The sequence below is a fragment of the Cupriavidus sp. FW305-3-2-15-C-LB2 genome, assembly GCF_058787575.1.
In genome coordinates, this window is the sequence record NZ_JBYSZW010000006.1 from 1 (window position 1) to 16,448 (window position 16,448).

Annotated in this window: 18 protein-coding genes; 4 read left to right on the forward strand and 14 right to left on the reverse strand. The window is 68.6% G+C overall.

Annotation, left to right across the window (positions count from 1 at the left end; all coding sequences use genetic code 11):
* Positions 1–74: 74 nt before the first annotated feature.
* The 4 genes from AC3WRR_RS06610 to AC3WRR_RS06625 form a co-directional block, all read right to left on the reverse strand.
* Positions 75–1,316 carry an SAM-dependent methyltransferase gene (locus AC3WRR_RS06610; RefSeq protein WP_010813712.1) on the reverse strand — a complete coding sequence of 414 codons (1,242 nt, stop codon included), beginning with the start codon at positions 1,314–1,316 and terminating at the stop codon, positions 75–77.
* Between the two features lie 229 nt (positions 1,317–1,545).
* Positions 1,546–2,184: a pyridoxamine 5'-phosphate oxidase gene (gene pdxH / locus AC3WRR_RS06615; protein ID WP_010813711.1), complete on the reverse strand. Its 639-nt coding sequence runs from the start codon at positions 2,182–2,184 to the stop codon at positions 1,546–1,548.
* A 145-nt stretch (positions 2,185–2,329) separates the two neighbouring features.
* Entirely contained in the window at positions 2,330–3,523 is a 1,194-nt protein-coding gene (locus tag AC3WRR_RS06620; protein WP_010813710.1) for an MFS transporter, read from the reverse strand.
* A 308-nt stretch (positions 3,524–3,831) separates the two neighbouring features.
* Positions 3,832–6,183 (reverse strand): AsmA family protein, encoded by a 2,352-nt coding sequence (locus AC3WRR_RS06625; RefSeq protein ID WP_439670844.1) that lies wholly within the window; start codon positions 6,181–6,183, stop codon positions 3,832–3,834.
* Positions 6,184–6,394: 211 nt separating this feature from the next.
* On the opposite strand from AC3WRR_RS06625, the gene tcdA reads away from it, so the two are divergent.
* A complete protein-coding gene (tcdA, locus tag AC3WRR_RS06630) occupies positions 6,395–7,264 on the forward strand; it encodes a tRNA cyclic N6-threonylcarbamoyladenosine(37) synthase TcdA (RefSeq protein ID WP_081050145.1) in 870 nt (289 codons plus the stop codon).
* Positions 7,265–7,279: 15 nt separating this feature from the next.
* Here tcdA and AC3WRR_RS06635 read toward each other — a convergent pair whose 3' ends face one another.
* Entirely contained in the window at positions 7,280–7,858 is a 579-nt protein-coding gene (locus AC3WRR_RS06635; RefSeq protein ID WP_010813707.1) for a P-loop nucleotide/nucleoside kinase family protein, read from the reverse strand.
* Positions 7,859–7,982: 124 nt separating this feature from the next.
* On the opposite strand from AC3WRR_RS06635, the gene AC3WRR_RS06640 reads away from it, so the two are divergent.
* Positions 7,983–8,423, forward strand: a complete 441-nt coding sequence (locus AC3WRR_RS06640; protein ID WP_010813706.1) for a bacteriohemerythrin — start codon at positions 7,983–7,985, stop codon at positions 8,421–8,423.
* Between the two features lie 6 nt (positions 8,424–8,429).
* On the opposite strand, the gene AC3WRR_RS06645 is transcribed toward AC3WRR_RS06640, so the two are convergent.
* Both AC3WRR_RS06645 and trxA read right to left on the reverse strand, forming a co-directional pair.
* Positions 8,430–8,807 carry a cupin domain-containing protein gene (locus tag AC3WRR_RS06645; protein WP_492296498.1) on the reverse strand — a complete coding sequence of 126 codons (378 nt, stop codon included), beginning with the start codon at positions 8,805–8,807 and terminating at the stop codon, positions 8,430–8,432.
* A 70-nt stretch (positions 8,808–8,877) separates the two neighbouring features.
* Positions 8,878–9,723, reverse strand: coding sequence for a thioredoxin (gene trxA / locus AC3WRR_RS06650; RefSeq protein ID WP_492296500.1), 846 nt, complete (start codon positions 9,721–9,723; stop codon positions 8,878–8,880).
* Between the two features lie 234 nt (positions 9,724–9,957).
* Here trxA and AC3WRR_RS06655 point away from each other — a divergent pair, with 234 nt between their 5' ends.
* Positions 9,958–11,673, forward strand: a complete 1,716-nt coding sequence (locus AC3WRR_RS06655) for a long-chain fatty acid--CoA ligase (RefSeq protein ID WP_010813703.1) — start codon at positions 9,958–9,960, stop codon at positions 11,671–11,673.
* A gap of 69 nt (positions 11,674–11,742) precedes the next feature.
* Here the strand turns inward: AC3WRR_RS06655 and AC3WRR_RS06660 are convergent, their stop codons facing one another.
* Complete coding sequence (locus AC3WRR_RS06660; protein ID WP_010813702.1) at positions 11,743–12,543, reverse strand: ankyrin repeat domain-containing protein; 801 nt, start codon at positions 12,541–12,543, stop codon at positions 11,743–11,745.
* A gap of 17 nt (positions 12,544–12,560) precedes the next feature.
* Positions 12,561–13,316 (reverse strand): gamma-glutamylcyclotransferase, encoded by a 756-nt coding sequence (locus tag AC3WRR_RS06665; protein WP_010813701.1) that lies wholly within the window; start codon positions 13,314–13,316, stop codon positions 12,561–12,563.
* A 255-nt stretch (positions 13,317–13,571) separates the two neighbouring features.
* Here AC3WRR_RS06665 and AC3WRR_RS06670 point away from each other — a divergent pair, with 255 nt between their 5' ends.
* Positions 13,572–13,892 carry a hypothetical protein gene (locus tag AC3WRR_RS06670; protein WP_492296502.1) on the forward strand — a complete coding sequence of 107 codons (321 nt, stop codon included), beginning with the start codon at positions 13,572–13,574 and terminating at the stop codon, positions 13,890–13,892.
* A gap of 80 nt (positions 13,893–13,972) precedes the next feature.
* Here the strand turns inward: AC3WRR_RS06670 and AC3WRR_RS06675 are convergent, their stop codons facing one another.
* From AC3WRR_RS06675 to AC3WRR_RS06695, 5 genes are all read right to left on the reverse strand, one after another.
* Positions 13,973–14,320, reverse strand: coding sequence for an FKBP-type peptidyl-prolyl cis-trans isomerase (locus tag AC3WRR_RS06675; RefSeq protein ID WP_010813699.1), 348 nt, complete (start codon positions 14,318–14,320; stop codon positions 13,973–13,975).
* Positions 14,321–14,379: 59 nt separating this feature from the next.
* Positions 14,380–14,928, reverse strand: a complete 549-nt coding sequence (locus AC3WRR_RS06680) for a YaeQ family protein (RefSeq protein WP_010813698.1) — start codon at positions 14,926–14,928, stop codon at positions 14,380–14,382.
* A 111-nt stretch (positions 14,929–15,039) separates the two neighbouring features.
* The gene (locus AC3WRR_RS06685) at positions 15,040–15,348 is read right to left on the reverse strand and encodes a hypothetical protein (RefSeq protein ID WP_011615834.1); all 309 of its coding nucleotides are present in this window, start codon (positions 15,346–15,348) and stop codon (positions 15,040–15,042) included.
* 108 nt (positions 15,349–15,456) lie between these two features.
* Positions 15,457–16,044 (reverse strand): YceI family protein, encoded by a 588-nt coding sequence (locus tag AC3WRR_RS06690; protein WP_011615833.1) that lies wholly within the window; start codon positions 16,042–16,044, stop codon positions 15,457–15,459.
* Positions 16,045–16,058: 14 nt separating this feature from the next.
* Positions 16,059–16,442: an MAPEG family protein gene (locus AC3WRR_RS06695; protein WP_010813695.1), complete on the reverse strand. Its 384-nt coding sequence runs from the start codon at positions 16,440–16,442 to the stop codon at positions 16,059–16,061.
* Positions 16,443–16,448 lie beyond the last annotated feature (6 nt).

Here is a 16,448-nt window from a genome sequence, read left to right on the forward strand (position 1 = left end):
GGCTCCGCTGGGGGTGGGGGGGCGGGCTGGAGCAGCCCGCCAAAGAGGTCTTCAGTCAATCGCCGGCGTTGCCTTCAGTCGTTGCGGCCAATGGGTTGGTCGTAGATATAGCGGCGCGACCACGGCAGGGTATCGGCCGGCAGCCCGGCCTTGTGGCAGAGCACCTGGTAGATCGACATCTTCTCGGTCTCGAAGGCATGTGCGCAGCCGGCCAGGTAGACCCGCCAGATGCGGTATTTCTTCTCGCCGACCAGGCTGCGGATGGTGTCGCCGCGGGCCTCGAAGTTGTCGGCCCAGTAGTGCAGCGTCTGCGCGTAGTGGCGGCGCAGCAGTTCGACGTCGAAGGCTTCCAGGCCGCCTTGCTGCAGCGTGCGCAGCACCAGCCCGATATGCGGCAGCTCGCCCTGCGGGAACACATAGCGGTCCATGAACTCGGCGCCGTCCATCGGCGTCGCGCCGTTGTCGGGGTCGGGCGAGGTGATGCCGTGGTTCATCACATAGCCGTCGTCGGCCAGCAGTTCGCGGATGCGGCTGAAGTAGCCGGGCAGGTTGTCCTTGCCCACATGCTCGAACATGCCGACGCTGGTGATGCGGTCGAAGGTGCCGGCGGTGTCGCGGTAGTCCTGCAGCCGGATCTCGATGCGGTCGGACAGGCCCGCGGCCCTGACACGTTCGGTGGCCAGGTCGAACTGGTTTTGCGACAGCGTGATGCCCACGCAGCGCGCACCGAACTTCTGCGCGGCGCGCAGCACCAGCGCGCCCCAGCCGCAGCCGATGTCCAGCAGCGTCTGGTCAGGCTGCAGCCGGATCTTGGTCAGGATGTGGTCGATCTTCTTGATTTGCGCCGTGGCCAGGTCTTCGTCGCCGTGCTCGAAGTAGGCGCAGGAGTAGACCATGTTGGGATCGAGCCAGAGCTGGTAGAAGTCGTTGGAGACGTCGTAGTGGTACTGGATCGAGTTCTTGTCTTCCTGCTTGGTATGCGCGAAGTGCTGCGCCGCCTTGAACAGCGCGCCGCCGGCGCGGTGCGTGGCCGCGGCCGAGAAGCCGTAGGCGACCTTGATGATGTCCGTCAGCCTGCCCTCGAAGTCGATTTTCTCCTGCACATACGCTTCGCCCAGGTTGTCCAGGCTCGGCGTCAGCAGCAGCGGCAGGGCCGCGGCTTCGCGTACGGTCAGCGTGACAGCCGGCTTGTCGAAGTGCCCGAGCGGGTATTCGATGCCATTCCACAGCCGCAAGCTGACCGGCAGATTGGCATTCTCTCGCAGGTCGGCGATCCAGTTGTCGAGTTGCTTTTCCAGGGCTTGCTTGAAAAACATGCGCTTTACCTCCCGATGGTTGCGGCACACGCTGCGGCCGACGCATCAGGCAAGGTTGGTACTGAGCTGGAACCTTGCCCAATCCTCGAGCGCTGCAAGAAAAGAGTAACCAAGCGACGCCGGTCTCACTTTAGTCCAATTCCGCAGCTTGTGCAGCGCACCGCCCAGAAGACCCCACTACCGACCCGTTCGGCGCAGTTGGCGCATGTTCAGGCGCGTGCCAACCGTTTCAGGGCGACAGCCGCACGATCTGCCAGTCGCCGCCGGGTTGCAGGCGGAAGGCAATGCGGTCGTGCAGCCGCGACGGGCGGCCCTGCCAGAACTCCAGCGCGGTCGGCACCAGGCGGTAGCCGCCCCAGTGCGGCGGGCGCGGCGGGTTTTCGCCGAACTTGCTGCGGTATTCCTGCTCGCGCTGCTCCAGCACGTCGCGGCCGGGCACCTCGCGGCTTTGCGCAGAGGCCCAGGCGCCCACGCGCGAGCCCAGCGGGCGCGTGGCGAAATAGGCGTCGCTCTCGTCGTCCGAGACTTTCTCGACGCGCCCTTCGACGCGTACCTGGCGCTCCAGCTGCACCCAGTGGAACAGCAGCGCCGCGCGCGGGTTTGCCGCCAGGTCCAGGCCCTTGCGGCTTTCATAGTTGGTGAAGAAGGTGAAGCCGCGGTCGTCGATGCCCTTGAGCAGCACGATGCGCGCGGACGGCTGGCCGTCGGCGTCGACCGTGGCCAGGGTCATGGCATTGGGTTCGGGCAGCTTGGCCGTGACCGCCTCGTCGAACCAGCGTTTGAACTGGCTCATCGGGTCGGGCGCTACGTCGGTTTCGGACAGAGAGCCCAGCACATAGCTACGGCGAAGGTCGGCAAGTTGAGTCATGTCGCAATCATCAGGATATCGGTCGGGATGCGCGGTGCGCCCGGGGGCGGGGGCCGCAGGTCCGGCTGATTCGAGTATAGCGAATGCATCGGGGATCGCATTTGCGTGGCGACAAACGTATCGGCAGCGCCACCTGCCGCGGCGGCTAAACCGGCGGTGGCAGCACCTTGCGCCCCTGGCGCCGCGAGTAGTAGCCGGCCGCGCCCATCGCGCCCGCCATCGACAGGAAGATCGGCAGCATGCCCAGCGCCGTGCCGACCACGCCAAACGTGAGCGGCCACACCACCTGGCTGGTATTGAGCACCGCCGAGCGCAGGCCCAGTGCCTCGCCGGCGCGGCCGTGCGGCGACGCCGTGTGCAGGATATTCATGACATTGGGCTGGGCGCTGCCCAGCGCCAGGCCCAGCACGAAGGCCAGCCCGCACATCAGCCAGAACTGCGTGACCAGGGGGTAGGCCAGGTAGGCCAGCGCTCCCACCAGCAGCGCGCTGCGGATGATTTTCCACTCCGAGAGCCGGCGCGACACCGCCGGCATGGCCACGCGGATGGCAAAGGTGGCAATCGCGAAAGCGCCCAGCACCCAGCCGATCGACGACGGCGACAGGCCGATGCGCGAGCCCTGGATCGGGATCAGGAAGGCGTGCAGGTCCCATGCGGCGGACAGCACCGCACTGGCGATAAAGACCGCGCGCAGCTCGGCATGCTGCAGCAGGTCCAGCGTGGAGTGGCGGCTGCCGTCCTCGATGGCGATGCGCCCGGCATTGCCGCCTTGCGCCGGCAGGCGCGGACGCAGCCATTGCAGGCCGGCCTGGCCGACCAGCGCCACCGCCACCAGCACCATGAAGGCGGGACGGAAGCCCGCATGCTCGATCACGTAGCCCATCGCCACCGGCCCGAGCGTGCCGGACACCGACAGCCCCAGCGCATGCCAGGTGTAGTTGCGCAGCCGGGTCTCGTTGGTGGAGACCTGGCCGATCAGCAGCTGCATCGCCACCTGGACCAGCATGAAGCCCACGCCGATCAGCGCGCATGACAGGTACAGCGCGCCGAGGTCGTGCCAGAGCGCCGGCAGCAGCGTGCCCGCCACCACCATCAGCGAGCCCGCGGTCATCGGCTTGCGCGGCCCGATCTTGTCGATGCGCTTGCCGGCGCGGATTGCCAGCAGCATCGGCAGCACCGCATACAGCGACATCAGCACGCCGAGTGTGATGGTGGAGGCTTTGAGGGAAATCGCGAACAGCGACACCACCACGCGGCTGGCATTGAAGGCCACGTGGTTGCACACCGTCAGCGCGATCAGCCAGGTGATCGGCGGGACGGCGGTGTGCGGCAGCGACATGGGAACGGGGGCTCGCGGTGGCCGCGCTCGTGGCGGCCGGCGGCCGTGCCGAGGCGGGAAAATAAAGAGGAAACAAAGGGCGGCCGCAGCCGCGCCTTCAGAAGGATGCAGCGGGCGAACCCGCACCGCACCCGATGCTTGCCATGCTTAAACTTCTTGTAAATGGCCGTTTAATTATGCGCCCGGCGTGGGCGCGGTACAACGGCTGTGTGCGGCAGGATGTCGCAGCGGGGCAAAGTGTTGCGATTTTGCTTCAGACAAGGGCGGACATGTGGCCGCCAGGCGACGCGCCATGGTTTGCACGCGCCTCAACCGCCCTTGTACAGGGGATCGTTGTCCGGGCGCGCCGGTGCCGGCGCCGGCTTGCGCTCCTCGCGCTCGCTGGCGCGTGCCGGCTGGCGGGTCTGGGCGTCAGCCTGCGCGGCGGTCCCCGGCGTTTCCTTCGGGATCGGCCTGCCGGCGGTCATGCCGGCGGTCTTGCCGGTCCTGGGATCCTTGTAGGTCTTGCCCGGCGGCGGCGCGACCGGGCGTTTGCGCAGGTCGGCCAGCAGCGTTGCGCACAGGTTGTCTTCGCCGTCCGGGGACAGGTCCACCAGCGGCAGCACCGCAGTCGCCACCGGTGCCAGCAGCGCCAGCGACAGCGCGCCGCCGGCGCGCAGCGCCAGCACCCCGATATCGGGGCTGACGGACGGCTTCTTCATGGTGCCGCCCACGTACAGTGGCGAGCGCAGCGAGAACACGCGCAGGCCCTTGGAGTCCGGGTGGATGGTCAGCGCCAGCCTTTCATTGCGCAGGTCGATGCCGCCGGTGGTTTCGACCACCGCATCTTCCGTATCCAGCACAAAGGTGCGCGCGCGCGCGATGCCGTCGGTGAAGGCAAAGTCGCTGACGCCGCAGTTGATCCGCACCGGCCTGTCGCCGAACAGCTTGCGGATCACCACGCTGCCCACGTTCAGCCCCATCGCTTCAAGCAGGAACTTGCTGACCGTGCCGTTCTCGACCAGCAGCTTGGCTTCGCCGTTGGAAGACGCCATCAGTGCCGCCACTGAATTGCCGGTGGCCGAGAGCTTGGCGCTGCCGTTGAGTTCGCCGATGCTGGTGCGCATCAGGTCAAAGGTGGGGAACAGCTGCTTGAGCTTCATGTGCCGCGCGGTCATGTCGACCGTGGCCCCCATCGGCTCGCGCTTGCCGTCCAGGCGCATGGTCGACACCAGGTTGCCGCCGGCCACGCCGAAATTCAGCGGGTCCAGCAGCAGCACGCCGTCCTGCAGCTTCAGGTGCGTGACCAGGTCGGTGATCGGCAGGTCGGCATCGCGGATGATGCGCTTGCCGGCAAAGCGCACGTCGGCGTCGATCTCGTCCCAGCGCTCGGTGCGGAATGGCGCCACCGGCAGCGCCTTGTCGGCCGGCTGGGCCACCGGGCTGTCCTTGGCGGGGCGTCCGGGCTTGGCATCGGCGCCGATCAGCGGCGCCAGGTCGACAAAGCGCAGCTGGTTGGACACCAGGTTGCCGGCCAGCAGCGGGCGCGGCTCGCGCTTGGTAAAGGTCAGCGTGCCGGACAGGTCGCTGCCGCCGACGCGGCCGGTGAACTTCTGGTACTCGTAGATCGAGCCCTGCTTGCGCAGCGTCGCCATCAGCCGGCCGCGGGTCTGGTACGGGGGCGTGGACGGCAGCACCACGCCGGTCAGCGCATAGAGCCTGGCCATGCTGTCGCCGCTCAGGGTCAGGTGCACGTCCAGCGCGGCCAGGTGGGCCGGGTTGGTCACGGTGCCTTCGATCACGGCGCGGGTGGTGCCAACCCGGACATCGGCCAGGATCGGGAAGGGCACGTCGGCGTTGCGCAGGCTCAGCACCGTGCCGGCCTTGCCGCTGGCGTTGATGGTGGCCTCGTTGTAGCGGCCGGTGGCTTTCCAGCGCACGCCGTAGCGGTCGTCGGGGCCCTTGGCCGTGGCCGGCGGGGCGGAAACGCCCGGCGCCGAAGCCGCTGGCGCGGAGGCTGCCCTGGCCGCGCCGGGTGCACTGGCCGGGGGCCCTGGCGGCACCGCGGAGGCCTCGGGCGCGACCAGCGCGCCGTCGCGGGCCTTGTCATAGAGCGGGCTGCCGCCGATGGTGTCGAGCTCCGCCTGCAGCTCGATCTTCTTGAGCTGGTCGGCCAGCGCCAGGTTGCCGCGCGCCAGCACCACCTCGCCGATATGCAGCTCCCATTCGGACGGGCCCTTCTTGGGGCCGAACTCGAGGGTCCAGTTGTTGCGGGCGTCCGGCAGGCGCTCCAGCCACACCGCCGGGCTGTCGACGACAATGGTCGGCACCGCGATCTGGTGCGCCAGCAGCGGTATCGGACGCAGCACGAAGATCAGCTCGCGCACGGTTGCCAGGTTGGGCTGTTTGGCCCAGTCGGTATTGGCGATGGTGATGTCGCGCGCCGACAGCCGCGGCCACGGCACCAGCGTATGCCAGCCTTTCTCGCCCTCACCGCGGCGCCAGGTCACGGTCAGGTCGCCGTTGATGGCAAAGGGGCGGCCGATGGCCTCGGTGACGCGGTCATTGAGCCAGGGCTTGAGGCGGTTCCAGTCGAAGGTCAGGATCACGACCACCAGCAGCGCGATCAGCGCGATGGGTGTCAGCACACTCCACAGAACAACCTTGCGGCGCACGGGCATGAGGCGGGCTCTCCTGTCTGGCGGGGGGCAGGGCCGGGGCCGCCCAAGCCAGCGCGGGGCGGCGAACGGACCACTGCACGTCTATTGTATAGTTGCGCGCTTCCTGTCTTTGTCGGGGATTGGCTGACATCGCCGCCGGAAAATGCCGGATTCTTGCCCCGCGCAGCCAAGCGCCGACCCTGCCGCACTCCATCGACCCGATACCTCCAGCATGAACGATGCCGCACACGACCTGGCCGGCCTGCCCGAGCCGCTGACCCACGAAAGCCCGGCCGAGGATGACTACCACCGCCGCTTCGGCGGCGTGGCAAGGCTCTACGGCGCCGCCGGCCTGGCCCGCCTGGAGGCGGCCAGCGTGTGCGTGGTCGGCATTGGCGGCGTCGGCAGCTGGGCGGCCGAGGCACTGGCGCGCAATGCGGTCGGGCGCATCACGCTGATCGACCTGGACCATATCGCGCTGTCCAACACCAACCGCCAGATCCATGCGCTGGGCGACGCCTACGGGCGCGCCAAGGTCGAGGCCATGGCCGAGCGCATCGTGGCCATCAACCCGCGCTGCCGGGTAACGCAGGTCGATGATTTCGTCACGCCGGACAACGTGCCCGAGCTGCTCGGCGCCGGCTATGACTACGTCATCGACGCCATCGACGCGGTGCGCGTCAAGACTGGGATGCTCGGCTGGGCCCGGCGCCAGGGCGTGCCGGTGATCACCTGCGGCGGCGCGGGCGGCCAGCTCGACCCCACGCGCGTGCGCATCGACGACCTGGCGCGTACGATCCAGGATCCGCTGCTGTCCAAGGTGCGCGCCGGCCTGCGCAAGCAATGGGGCTTTACGCGCGACCCGAAGAAGAAGTTCGGCATCGCCGCGGTCTATTCGGACGAGCCGCTGCAATATCCCGAGCCCGAGCAGCAGGCCTGCGAGATCGACGAGGCGCCGCCGCTGGACCTGCAGCCGGGCCAGCCGGCCATGCGCGGCCCGCAGGGGCTGGCCTGCGCGGGCTTTGGCTCGTCGGTGGCGGTGACGGCGGTGTTCGGCTTTGTCGCGGCGTCGGCGGTGATCGGCGCGATCGCGCGCGGCTGAAGCCGCCCGGGCCGCTCAGGCGCTCAGCGCGCGCAGCAGCCCGTCGATCTCGGCGTCGCCGGGTGCAAGGTTGTCGAAGAAGATCAGCTCCGGATAATCCGCGGGCGCCGGCATGAAGCGCCGGGTGCGGTAGGCTTCCCAGTGGCCCAGCTTGTAGGCGTCGTTGGGATTGCCGCGCCGGATGATGCGCGCATGGGCCTCGTCTTCAGGCAGATGGACCCAGACCGTGCGCACCGTCGTGCCGGCGGGCACGTGCAGCCAGCCGGGGTCATGCAGCAGGTGGGCCTTGACCTCGCGCGACAGCGGGCCGATCACGATCACGCTGATGCCCAGCGCCAGGTTCTCGCGCGCGGTGTCGAGCAGGCCCTGGTATTCCGGGTCGCGCAGGTTGTTCAGGTAGGCCGGGCTGTCGCGGTCATTGGGGTCGCCGGTGATCGCGGCCATGGCCGCGGCGCTGTAGCGGCCGTACAGGGTGTCTTTGTCGAGCAGGCAGAAGGGCTCGCCGGTGGCCTGCATCAGCGGGCCGATCAGGCGGTGGGCGAGGGTGGTCTTGCCGGTGCCGGCATGGCCGCAGAAGAAGATCAGTCTTGGCATGAGGGTTTGGTGTAGCGGACAGGGCGCATCGCCCACAGCATACCCCCTGGGCTTGCGCCAGATCAGGCCCGGGCCGCGCCGATTCGGTATCCTTGCCGTTTTCTCCCACGATTGCCGTCGATCCATGGACGCCAAAGACCAGCTTTCCTCCGCCGGCCTGCCGGACCACCTCCATCTGGGCGAACCGGTCACCGACGCCACCCATGCCGAGTTCGTGCAGCTGCTGGCCGCGGTGGCCGGCGCCGACGACGCCGGCTTCCTGGCGGCGATGGACGAATGGATCGACCATACCCGCCATCATTTCGCACAGGAAGAGCAGTGGATGGAGGCGATGGGCTTCGGCCCGCGCCATTGCCACGCGGGCGAGCACCAGCAGGTGCTGGCCGTGGCCGCCGCGGTGCGCGACAAGGTGCACACCGATGCCGAGTTCCAGCTTGGCCGCCGCCTGGTGGCCGAGCTCTCGGGCTGGTTCGACCATCACGTCAAGTCGATGGACGCGATGATGGTGGAGCATATGCGCGAGCACGGCTTCACGCTGGTCGAAGGCCCGGTCACGGCGGCCTGAGCGCAGTCAGGCCGGGTGGGCGGAGTCGCGGTCGATCACCACGAAATACTTGCGCACCGGTGCCAGCACCTCGAACAGCCCGGTAAAGCCGGCCGGGATCACGCAGGCGTCGCCGGGGCCGAAGTCGCTGGCCTGGCCGGCATCGTTGCTGATGCGGATGCGGCCGCTGATGACATGGAAGAACTCTTCCTTGCCGGCCGGAAAGGCGATGCGCCAGGCTCCGGGCTCGCATGCCCAGATACCGCAGTCGAAATCGCCGTGCTGCGCGCTGTAGTGCGTCCAGGTGGTGCGGTCGGGGTTGCCTGACACCAGCCGGTCCGGGCGCGGGCGGTCGTGGCTGGGGGCGGGCTCGGTCTTGAAGTCGATCAGGCGGGGCGCTGGCATGGCGGATGGCAGGAAAAATGGCGGAACTGAGTCCGCCAGTTTACCGCGCCGGGGCCCGCGGCCCGGCCGTTCAGTTCAGCGCCGTGCTCAGCTGGCGGCGCCAGTGCGACACCACGTCGGGCAGGTCGGCCAGCATCTCGAACACCGACAGCATGGTCTTGCGGCCGATATCGTCCTCGAAAGTGCGATCGGTGCGCACGATTTCCAGCAACTGCTCCAGCGCCGGCTCGTACTGCTGGCGCGCGATCAGCAGCCTGGCCAGGTCCCGCCGCGCCGCCAGGTCGCGCGGGTCGGCGGCAATGCGCGCGCTCAGGGTGGGCTCGTCCGGCAGGCCGGACAGGCCCTCCATCGCATCCATGCGCATGCGCAGCGCGGCATGGGCGTCCTGCTGCGCGGCCTGCGGCGACAGGGCCTCGAACTGCGACCTGGCCTCGGCGATGGCATTGCCGTCCAGCAGGAAACCGATATAGGCCAGCCGGGCGGCGTCGGTCTCGGGGTCGAGCGCAATGGCTTCGTCGAACTTCGCCTCGGCGCCGGCCCGGTCGCCCTCGGCGGCCAGTTGCAGCGCGTCATGCAGGGCCGTCTGCGCGGGCCTGGGCATCAGCCGTCCGAGGAATTCACGCAGGCCGGACTCGGGCAGCACGCCGATGAACTGGTCCACCGCCTGGCCGTCGGCAATCGCCACCACATGCGGGATGCTGCGCACGCCGAAGTGCGCGGCCAGGTCCTGGTTCTCGTCGACATTGACCTTGACCAGCTTCCACTGGCCGCCGGCCTCGGATTCCAGCCGTTCCAGCATCGGGCCCAGCGTGCGGCAGGGGCCGCACCACGGCGCCCAGAAGTCGACCAGCACGGGCGCCTGGCGCGAGGCCTCGATCACTTCGGTTTCGAAATTCTGCAGGGTCACGTCGCTCATGGGAAATCCTGGATCGGGGAGAGGCGGGAGCGGCCAGCCCGGGCGGGCCGCCCGAAGGGGCAAGGCAATCTATACCCCTATTGTGAGGGCGAAGGCGCCGAATGCAACGCCTTGTGCCAATACCGTGCCCGCAGGGTTCGGGAAAGTCTGCGGTTGAAAATAGAACGATCGTTCGGTTATAGTCCTTGATCATACCAAAAGCCCCGGTCCGCGAGACCGCACAGGAGACCTTGCATGCAGACCCCAGCTCGCCCGCATTTCCAGTTCTGGCCGAAGCGCCTGCCGACCGCCATCGTGCTGCCGGAGACCTCGCTCTGGGCCAACCTGGAAGTCTCGGCGCTCCGCTATGCCGACAAGGCCGCGATCCGCTACTTCGGCAATGCCATCACCTTCCGTGAGCTGGAGGCGCAGGCCACCGCCCTGGCCGGCTGGCTGCAGCAGAAGGCGGGCGTGAAGAAGGGCGACCGGGTGCTGCTGTACATGCAGAACTGCCCGCAGTTCATCGTCAGCTACTACGCCATCCTGCGCGCCGACGCGGTGGTGGTGCCGGTCAACCCGATGAACCGTGCCGAGGAATTCAAGCATTACGTGACCGACGCGCAGGCGCGCGTGGCGATTTTCACCGCCGACCTGGCCGCCGGGGTCGAGCAGGCGCAGGCGGAGCTGGCGCCGGCCGAGCGCCTGGAGCATATGCTGGTGACCCAGTATGCCGACGCGCTGCCGCCCACGCACGAACATCCGGAAGACGCGCCGCCGGCCTGGCTGACCACGCCGCATCCGCTGCCCGCGGGCGCCACCGCGTGGCCCGAGGCACTGGGTGCCGGCCTGCAGCCCGGCCCGCACACCGCCGGCCCGGACGACATGGCGGTGATGCCCTACACCTCGGGCACCACCGGCTTCCCCAAGGGCTGCATCCATACGCACCGCTCGGTGATGCACAACATCGTCGGCGGCTCAACCTGGTCGGGCTCGGGCGCCGAATCGGTGATCCTGTCGGTGCTGCCGCTGTTCCACGTCACCGGCATGCAGTACGGCATGAACGGTCCGATCTACAGCGGCGCCACCGTGGTGATGCTGCCGCGCTGGGACCGCGAGGTGGCCGGCCGCCTGATCTCGCGCTACCAGGTCACGCACTGGACCAATATCCCGACCATGGTGATCGACTTCCTGGCCAGCCCCAACCTGGCCCAGTTCGACCTGGCCAGCCTGCGCTATATCGGCGGCGGCGGCGCGGCCATGCCGCAGGCCGTGGCCGAGCGCCTGCGCGAGCAGTTCGGGCTGAACTACCTGGAAGGCTACGGCCTGTCCGAGACCATGGCGCCGACGCACAGCAACCCGTCGGACCGGCCCAAGCTGCAGTGCCTGGGCGTGCCGACCTTCAACACCGACGCGCGCGTGGTCGACCCGGTCACGCTCAAGGAACTGCCGCCCAACGAGATCGGCGAGATCATCGTCAGCGGCCCGCAGGTGTTCAAGGGCTACTGGGGCAAGGAAGACGCCACCCGCGACGCCTTTATCGAGTTCGAGGGCAAGGCCTTCTTCCGCACCGGCGACCTGGGCCGCATGGACGAAGAGGGCTACTTCTTCATCACCGACCGCCTCAAGCGCATGATCAATGCGTCGGGCTTCAAGGTGTGGCCGGCCGAGGTGGAGAACCTGCTGTACAAGCATCCGGACGTGCAGGAGGCCTGCATCATCGGCACGCGCGACCCGTACCGCGGCGAGACCGTCAAGGCGGTGGTGGTGCTGCGCGCCCATGCCAAAGGCAAGACCACGCCGGAGCAGATCATCGAATGGGCCAAGGAGAACATGGCCGCCTACAAGTACCCGCGCGTGGTGGAGTTCGTTGAGGCGCTGCCGAAGTCGGGCACCGGCAAGGTGATGTGGCGCCATCTGCAGGAATGCGAGAATGCGCGCAACACCGGCGCAGAGGAGAGGCCCGCGGCCTGAGGCAGCCGGGTAGCCAATGAAAAAGGCTGGTCGACCGACCAGCTTTTTTTATTTACGCGGTGCCGGCCCTCAATGCCCCCGCACCCGCATCAGCATCTTCACCATCGTCTTGTAGCCCCGCTCGCGCGCATGGCGCGTGGGGCTCACGCCTTCGCGGTCGGCGAGGTTGGCGTCAGCGCCCGCATCCAGCAGCAGTTGCACCGTTTCCTCGTAGCGGGTGCTGCCATCGCCCAGGATCACCGCTTCCAGCAGCGCGGTCCAGCCGAGGTCGTTGACATGGTCCACGGCAACGCCGGCCTTCAGCAGCAGCTTCACCACCTCGACATGGCCGTGCTGGCTGGCGGCGATCAGCGCGGTGCCGTCATAGCGGTCGGTGCTGGCCAGGTCGGCGCCGTGCGCCAGCGCCAGGCGCACCATGTCGGCCTGGCCGGTGGCGGCTGCCAGCAGGAAGGGGCTGTTGGCCTCGGTGTCCTTCAGGTTCACATCGGCGCCGGCCAGCAGCAGCGTGCGCGCGACTTCGGTGTGCCGGTTCTGCACCGCCGCCAGCAGGGCGCTGCGCCCGCGCTCGTCGGCCGCGCGCGCCGAGGCGCCGGCGGCCAGCAGGCGCGCCACCAGGTCCTGGTCGCCGGCGCTGGCGGCGGTGATCAGGTTGCGGTCGAGCGTGCCGATGGTGTCGCGGCGTGGCGGCGGCTGCATGGCCGCGCTGCGCGGCGCTCGGGCGGCGGGCTGGCTGGCCGCGCCGCCGGCGGGCCGTGCCGCCAGGGTTTGCCCGCCCTGGGCCGCCAGCAGGCCGCCCCCCATCAGCAATCCCATCAGGCCCAGCAGCTCGTTGAGTGCCTGTCTGCGGGTGCGGGCGGCGGGGCGCGTCATGGCGGCAGCTCCTTGGCTCAGACGGTTTCGTGGGGGCTGGCCGGCAGGGGCGCTGCGTCGTCGCGGGCGGCGTGCGCAGCGCGCTCGGCGTCGGCGGCATCGTTGGCCTGCAGCTGGCGCCAGAGCCTGCCCAGGTAGGGATCGTCGACGCCGTTGGTGGCCAGGCCCAGCAAGGTCTGCTGCAGGTATTCGCGCGCGGGGCCGTACAGTCCGGCAGCGTGGCGCAGGCGCTCGACCACGCTGGGATCCGGCAGCCGGCCGGCGTAGGCCTCGTGCGAGCGGTTCATGACGAAGGCGAGGGCACGCTGCTCAGGCGCGCTGGCATCCCCGGTGCGGATGCGCAGCCAGCGCGGATGGTAGGCCCCGGTCAGCATCTCGCGGCGCCACAGCACGCGGAATTCCTGCTCGACCACATGGCTGGGGATGCGGAACACCATGCCGTGGCAGCAGCCGCCCCGGTCCAGGCCCAGTACCAGGCCCGGGTTGTCCCAGGTGCCCCGGTTGATGCGGGAATAGAGGTAGAAGCCGCGGTGGTAGCCGTGCACGGTGGCGCGCTGGCGCTCGGTGTGCACCACCATCGGGTTCCAGATCAGCGAACCATAGCCGAACAGCCAGACATCGCCGCCAAGCGCGGGATCTTCCGGGCGGCGCGCCAGCGTGTCGGAAAGGGACTGCTCGAGCACGGCTTCCGGCAGCAGCGAGGACGCGACCGGAGTACTGCACAGCGAGGTGCGCAGACGGTCGGATTCGAGGTCCTGTCGCGTGATGGCCATGGTGGAAGCATAAATCAAAGCGGCGCCACGGGAAGGTGGGGGAAATGACATAAGTGCCAGTTTTTCTCAGAATTGCCTGAGCAACCGGCACGGGTGTGGGCGCCTGACAACGTTTGGCGCGGCGTGCCGCCTCTGTCACTCGCCGCGGACGGGTGCTGCCGCACCTTTGTCCGCGATCAGGTGCACGTGAATTGCTGGCCGGCGCGGCTGCCATGTCCTTACAATGGTGGCCTCAATTCACAGGGGGAACCCGCGATGGCACGCACGCTTACGGTGGTGTTCGGCAGTGGCAAGGAATATGACTTCACGATCGGCACGGACGAGCTGGCCGCGGTCACCGAGGACGCCGCGTGGCGCTGGTTCGACCGGGAATACACCGAGCTGGGCTGTCAGGCGTCGAGCCCGGTCGGCAAGGTGCTGGTGATCGACAAGATCCTGAATGTCGCCAAGTTTTCCGGAGAGGCGCGTTTCTCCGGCGATCCTGCCTGGGCGCAGGACTATGCCCGCCATGCGGCGCGGCTGCTGGACCGGGACAAGGTCCGCGTCGATGTCGGCAACGCCGCGATCGGGTTCTGAGGCGCGGGCGCGCCAGCAAGACGGGTAGTTGCCGCGGTTGTCGCCCCTGCCTGTGCAGGCGCGACAACCTTGCTGCCGGCTTAGACCGCCAGCAGTTCCACTTCAAACAGCAGGGTAGCGTTCGGCGGGATCACGCCGCCGGCGCCGCGGGCACCGTAGCCGAGGTCGGCGGGGATCACCAGCCGGCGCACGCCGCCCACCTTCATGCCCTGCACGCCTTCGTCCCAGCCGCGGATCACATGGCCGGCACCCAGCGGGAACACGAACGGGTCGTTGCGGTCCTTGCTCGAATCGAACTTGCGGCCAGCCTGGCCGTTCTCGTACAGCCAGCCGGTGTAGTGCACGGTGACGTGCTTGCCGGCGGTGGCTTCGGCGCCGGCGCCGACGGTGGTGTCTTCGTATTGCAGGCCAGAGGGCGTGGTTTGCATGGCGTATTTCCTTCCGATGGGAACAGACGTGGTGAGAGGAGAACGCAGCGCGGCTGCGTTCAGGCTTGGGCGCGCTGGAGCACATCCAGCGTCAGTTGCACATTGCGGTCGTCGTCGGCCACCCAGATGTCGCCGTCCTGGATCGTCACCGACAGGCGCATGGCGCGCTGCGCCAGCGCAGCCAGGGCTTCGACCGCTTCCGCCGGGACATTGTAGACGGTGACGTTGCGCAGCTTGCCGGCCTTGCCCGCCATGCCCTTCCACCATTCGCGCGCGCTGGCGGCGTTGTAGGTATAGACGGTCACGCGCTCGGCGCGCGCCGCGGCGCGCTTCAGGCGCGCTTCGTCGGGCTGGCCCAGTTCGACCCAGTGGGCGATGTCGCCGGTCAGGCGCTTGTCCCACAGGTCGGGTTCGTCGGGTTCGTCCAGGCCGCGCGTGAAGGCCAGCGTTTCGGTGGCTTCGCAGGCAAAGGCCAGCAGGCGCACCATCATGCGCGCGTCATTCTCGGACGGGTGCTGGGCGATGGTCAGGCTGTGGCTGCCGTAGTAGGGCCGGTCCATGTCGGAGACCGACAGGTCAGCTTTGAAGATGGTGGATTTGAGCGCCATGAGGTGAAGTGAGCGGCAGGCGCCCCGGCTGGGGTGCGGGAGACGCAAAAGGCCGCATCATACGCCATTTGCCGGACACCGCCTGCGGGCCCGGCATACTCGCGCAGTGGCTCAGCGCTTGCGGTATTCCTTGAGGTAGAAGCGCAGCAACGCCGACAGCAGCAGCGTGCTCAGGAAGCCGGCGGCAACGATCAGCGCCTGCCCGGCGGTGGAGTCGATCTGGCCGGCCACCCCGAGGCGGAACAGCCAGGTGCCGACCATCATCGCCAGGAACGGCATCAGCAGCGCGCCGCGGCCGTAGGTTTGCACTGCCCACAGCGGGAAGCGGCGCAGGAAGTCGCCCGGAATGCTGCAGGCCAGGCAGGCACCGGCAGCTGCCAGTGCGGCGGCCACGATGTCGCCGGAATGGATGTCGAACATGGTCTTGGTCTCGCGCGCCCCCATCAGGCACACGCAGGCGAGCGTGGCGGGAATTGGGCAAAGCGCTGATTCTACAAGAGAAATTTGCGCCGGAGGTGACGAATACGGTTACCGTGGGGTGCTGCCCGCGGGCGATGCCTCGACCGCCACTTGCAGCGTCACGGTGTCGCCTACCTCGGGCAGGAAGCGGGTCATGCCAAAGGCACTGCGCGGCACCTCGGCGCGGAAGTCACCGCCGCAGACCTGCCGGCTCACGCCGAACAGGGTGACCTCGCCGCAGCGGAAACGCTCGGCCTGCAGGCGCAGCGGCTGCGTGACGCCGTGCAGCGTCAGCTCGCCTTCCACCGCCGCCAGCCGGCCGCCTTCCATCAGGAAGCGGTCCGCGCGCAGCCGCGCCACCGGGTGCTGGGCAGTATCGAAGAATTGTGCCGAGCGCAGCACGCCGTCCAGGGTGCGGTTGCCGGTATCGACCGAGGCCAGGTCCACGGTCACGTCGAGTGCGCCGGCGCCGCTGTCCGCGTCATAGACCAGGCGCCCGTCGATCTTGCCAAAGCGCCCGCGCACCGAACTGCGCTCGAAATGGCTGGCGGAAAAATAGACGGTGGTGTGCGCCGGATCGATGGTGTACTCAAGCGGCGCCGCCTGCGCAGCGGTGATGCCCAGGGCGGCAGCGAGTGCCAGCGCGCGTGCGGCCATGGCTCAGTCGGCGTTCAGTGGACGAACACGGGCAGCAGGAACATGCCCACCACCGACAGGTAGCCGATGGTCCAGCACAGCGTGCGCAGCGTGGCGCGGTCGGTCACGTAGCACACGGTGTAGAGCAGGCGGGCCACGATGAAGACCACGGCCAGCTCGTCGATGCGGGCCTGCGGCGCCTGCAGGTGGCTGGCGGCCAGCACGGCGGCGGCAAAGAAGGGGAAGGCCTCGAAGTGGTTGCGGTGCGCCATGTCGGCGCGGCGCGCGCGGCCGGACTGCTGCTCCAGCCAGCCGCGCGGGTCATGGTTGTCATAGCCAGGCCCGCTGGCCTTGGCGATGGCCACCGTCGCCAGCGGCAGGATGCCGGCCAGCAGCACGCACCAGAAAGCGATCGGCATAGTCCA

Excerpts from the sequence above, each read along its gene's own strand:
- AC3WRR_RS06625 (WP_439670844.1), bottom strand. The coding sequence starts at position 6,183 with ATGCCCGTGCGCCGCAAGGTTGTTCTGTGGAGTGTGCTGACACCCATC.
- AC3WRR_RS06695 (WP_010813695.1), bottom strand. The coding sequence starts at position 16,442 with ATGCCGATCGCTTTCTGGTGCGTGCTGCTGGCCGGCATCCTGCCGCTG.
- AC3WRR_RS06610 (WP_010813712.1), bottom strand. The coding sequence starts at position 1,316 with ATGTTTTTCAAGCAAGCCCTGGAAAAGCAACTCGACAACTGGATCGCC.
- AC3WRR_RS06655 (WP_010813703.1), top strand. The coding sequence starts at position 9,958 with ATGCAGACCCCAGCTCGCCCGCATTTCCAGTTCTGGCCGAAGCGCCTG.
- AC3WRR_RS06685 (WP_011615834.1), bottom strand. The coding sequence starts at position 15,348 with ATGTTCGACATCCATTCCGGCGACATCGTGGCCGCCGCACTGGCAGCT.
- AC3WRR_RS06670 (WP_492296502.1), top strand. The coding sequence starts at position 13,572 with ATGGCACGCACGCTTACGGTGGTGTTCGGCAGTGGCAAGGAATATGAC.
- AC3WRR_RS06660 (WP_010813702.1), bottom strand. The coding sequence starts at position 12,543 with ATGACGCGCCCCGCCGCCCGCACCCGCAGACAGGCACTCAACGAGCTG.
- AC3WRR_RS06640 (WP_010813706.1), top strand. The coding sequence starts at position 7,983 with ATGGACGCCAAAGACCAGCTTTCCTCCGCCGGCCTGCCGGACCACCTC.
- AC3WRR_RS06645 (WP_492296498.1), bottom strand. The coding sequence starts at position 8,807 with ATGCCAGCGCCCCGCCTGATCGACTTCAAGACCGAGCCCGCCCCCAGC.
- AC3WRR_RS06665 (WP_010813701.1), bottom strand. The coding sequence starts at position 13,316 with ATGGCCATCACGCGACAGGACCTCGAATCCGACCGTCTGCGCACCTCG.
- AC3WRR_RS06635 (WP_010813707.1), bottom strand. The coding sequence starts at position 7,858 with ATGCCAAGACTGATCTTCTTCTGCGGCCATGCCGGCACCGGCAAGACC.
- trxA (WP_492296500.1), bottom strand. The coding sequence starts at position 9,723 with ATGAGCGACGTGACCCTGCAGAATTTCGAAACCGAAGTGATCGAGGCC.
- AC3WRR_RS06675 (WP_010813699.1), bottom strand. The coding sequence starts at position 14,320 with ATGCAAACCACGCCCTCTGGCCTGCAATACGAAGACACCACCGTCGGC.
- AC3WRR_RS06620 (WP_010813710.1), bottom strand. The coding sequence starts at position 3,523 with ATGTCGCTGCCGCACACCGCCGTCCCGCCGATCACCTGGCTGATCGCG.
- tcdA (WP_081050145.1), top strand. The coding sequence starts at position 6,395 with ATGAACGATGCCGCACACGACCTGGCCGGCCTGCCCGAGCCGCTGACC.
- AC3WRR_RS06690 (WP_011615833.1), bottom strand. The coding sequence starts at position 16,044 with ATGGCCGCACGCGCGCTGGCACTCGCTGCCGCCCTGGGCATCACCGCT.
- pdxH (WP_010813711.1), bottom strand. The coding sequence starts at position 2,184 with ATGACTCAACTTGCCGACCTTCGCCGTAGCTATGTGCTGGGCTCTCTG.
- AC3WRR_RS06680 (WP_010813698.1), bottom strand. The coding sequence starts at position 14,928 with ATGGCGCTCAAATCCACCATCTTCAAAGCTGACCTGTCGGTCTCCGAC.